Origin of the sequence: Streptomyces dysideae (assembly GCF_001514305.1) — a bacterium.
GTDB classification, from domain to species: Bacteria; Actinomycetota; Actinomycetes; order Streptomycetales; family Streptomycetaceae; genus Streptomyces; species Streptomyces dysideae.
The window spans coordinates 211184-212532 of the sequence record NZ_KQ949081.1; the positions used below are offsets into that span (position 1 = coordinate 211184).

The following is a 1349-nucleotide window of genomic DNA, read 5'->3' on the forward strand; positions in this document are numbered from 1 at the left end:
TTGAGCGGAGCGGCGCCCGCTACATCTTCGGTGTGTACGGCACCCGCAACGTATGCGAACGGGTCTCCCGCGAGGCCGGCGCCCGCTGGTCGTTCGTCTCGGGCATGTCCTGGGGCTACTCCGGGAACCTCGGCTACCCGATGCCGCACAACTGGTCGTTCAACCAGATCCGCGAGTACGAGTTCCAGGCGGGCTACGGCCTCGACCACAACATCCACCGGAAGAACAGCGACGCAGGCGTGTGGCGCCTCGACGCCACGGACACCGGCGACCTGGGCCTGCGGAACTACATCGACCACGTGAAGCGCATCGAGGGCGTCATCTCCGCCATGGGCGACGGACCTCCCCGGCACTCAGTGATCGACAACACTCTCGCCTTCCTGCGCTGGGCCGAACCGGGCTACCACAACTGGAAATGGTCGGCCATCCTCGGCGCCATCTGGCAGGAGGTCCTGGATGCCTGCGCGGCCGCGGGCATCGAGCCCGGCGACATGGTCAAATACGATGATCCGCGGGCGAACCACCGCATCACCCTCGCGCACTTCGGCGCCGCCGCCGAGGGCCACTACGCCTACCCCGGAAGCGGCACCGACGCGACGGTGGGAGAGGGCTGCGGATGGGCGGGGGACATCCTCAACGCCTACACACAGTGGCGTGAGAACCACCGCTCGATGTCCGGCGAGGACTTCTGCGTCCAGGTCGTCGGATCCGCCACGGTGGAATCCCGGTTCAGCAGTGACGACCTCATCGCCGACGTCGACGCCTACAACATCTCCCAGTATCTGCACGGCACGGACGGCGAGTCCGGCGGCGGGGACGACAGGCTGCTGTCCGACGCGCTGTTCACGTACCACTTCTGGGACGGAGAGAACCGCTCGGCGAAGCGGTTCACCCACTTCTACGAGAAGCGGTTCGGCGGCAGTCCCAGCACGTTCCGGGCGACCGTGCGGAACATCCTGCTGGATTTCGACCTCTTCTCCGCCTTCGACTGGGGCAAGAAGTTCTTCCTGCCCGACGACGAAAGCCAGCACCCGGACCGGATTCCCTCGGACCAGCTCGCCTCGTTCGTCGAGGGACTGCACACCGTCATCACCCGACGTATGGAAGGGGAATAGCGTGCGCCGCACCATCACGCGCCGGGGCGCCCTCGCCGCCGGGGCCGCCACCGCCGTGGCCGTCTGGATCACCCAGGCCGGCCCGGCTGCCGCCGCCCCGGGCGCCGCCTTGAACAGGCAGAGCGCCAAGTGGACCCGGGACAGATCCGCGAACGGCTGGCCCATCACCCCCGACGCCGTCAGCACCCACCTCGTGGAGGGCTCGAGAGCCTCCGTGGACCTGCGCAACGGCAC

The 1349-nt window shown here is 68.0% G+C and carries 1 protein-coding gene and 1 pseudogene; both read left to right on the forward strand.

Features of this window, described 5'->3' with window-relative positions; all coding sequences use genetic code 11:
- A partial coding sequence (locus AQJ91_RS53565) for a glycoside hydrolase domain-containing protein (RefSeq protein ID WP_159054561.1) occupies window positions 1-1115 on the forward strand: 1115 nt, incomplete at its 5' end.
- Between the two features lies 1 nt (window position 1116).
- Window positions 1117-1349, forward strand: a pseudogene (locus AQJ91_RS14475) (hypothetical protein); the annotation flags it as partial.